General features: G+C 53.5%; 2 protein-coding genes and 2 rRNA genes. 2 read left to right on the top strand and 2 right to left on the bottom strand.

What is annotated here, in order from left to right:
* A partial coding sequence (locus tag JaAD80_RS31290; RefSeq protein ID WP_219726914.1) for a hypothetical protein occupies positions 1-183 on the top strand: 183 nt, incomplete at its 5' end.
* Positions 177-521 (top strand): DUF1840 domain-containing protein, encoded by a 345-nt coding sequence (locus JaAD80_RS29805; RefSeq protein ID WP_102299773.1) that lies wholly within the window; start codon positions 177-179, stop codon positions 519-521. The genes JaAD80_RS31290 and JaAD80_RS29805, both read left to right, overlap by 7 nt.
* 60 nt (positions 522-581) lie before the next feature.
* Here JaAD80_RS29805 and rrf (JaAD80_RS29800) read toward each other — a convergent pair.
* Positions 582-694 (bottom strand): 5S ribosomal RNA (gene rrf, locus JaAD80_RS29800).
* Positions 695-1,027: 333 nt separating this feature from the next.
* Positions 1,028-1,140 (bottom strand): 5S ribosomal RNA (rrf, locus tag JaAD80_RS29795).
* Between the last annotated feature and the right edge of the window lie 19 nt (positions 1,141-1,159).

The following is a 1,159-nucleotide window of genomic DNA, read 5'->3' as shown; positions in this document are numbered from 1 at the left end:
CTTAACGATCACTTAAAAAGAGAGCCGCCCGCAAGCCGCTCTTGTAAATTGGTGCGCTGTCCAACAGATGGCTATATCCCGCTTGCAAATGGGCAAGCTGGGCAATCGGACGGCCTGTGTGACAATTCAAGTCGTGATATTGTTTCGACACCAACAACAAGTTTCAGAAAGTTCCTATGCTGATCTCTTTCAAATCCAAATCCTCCCCTCCCGTCATGATGTACCAGGAACATGCCCAGCGCATCCTCGACATCTTGCACAAGAGCCCGGCGCGCGGCGTCATCACTCCGGCGGAAGCGGGCGAAGCACTGGCTTTGCTGGAAAAGGAAGTCGCGGAAAGCAAGTTGCACCCGGAAACGGACATCGAACACGATGCCCATACGCCGGAAACGCTGGAAGACGGTGAAACGGGCGAGCATGCGCGCGCACAGAAAGTGCATTTTTCACAGCGCGCCTTCCCCTTGATGGAAATGCTGCGTTCGGCCAAGGCCGAAGGCGACAGCATCACCTGGGGCGTGTAAGCCGGCAATGACGACAGACGAAAAAAAACCCCGCACACGCGGGGTTTTTTTATATAACAAGCCTGACGATAACCTACTTTCACACTGGTTGCAGCACTATCATCGGCGCAAAGTTGTTTCACGGTCCTGTTCGGGATGGGAAGGGGTGGTACCAACTTGCTATGGTCATCAGGCATAACTTTTTCAACAGCTTGCTCCCAACGGGGCAGCAAACCATCTGATCTGAGGAGGCGAATTATATAGCAATTTGCCGGAAGATGGGACGAAAAGCGGCATTTTATCGCGATAAACCGCGAATTGGCCTGGTCGGCAGGCGTTGCTGTCGGATGACGCGCGGCCTTGCCGCGCTAATCCGACCTACCCGGCCTGGCCAGCCGCAAACGAACGTAGGTCGGCTTAGCGCGCAGCGCGTAAGCCGACAAACACCACAGACATAACCCACAAAACCACCAGACGAAAAAAACCCGCCAATTGCTTGACGGGTTTTTCTCTACTGCGAATAACAAGCCTGACGATAACCTACTTTCACACTGGTTGCAGCACTATCATCGGCGCAAAGTTGTTTCACGGTCCTGTTCGGGATGGGAAGGGGTGGGACCAACTTGCTATGGTCATCAGGCATAACTTGTACTGACACT

It is taken from the genome of Janthinobacterium sp. AD80 (assembly GCF_002878455.1).
Classification (GTDB): domain Bacteria; phylum Pseudomonadota; class Gammaproteobacteria; order Burkholderiales; family Burkholderiaceae_D; genus Janthinobacterium.
The sequence above is the reverse complement of the archived record's forward strand: the minus strand, read 5'-3'. Positions and strand labels throughout refer to the sequence as shown.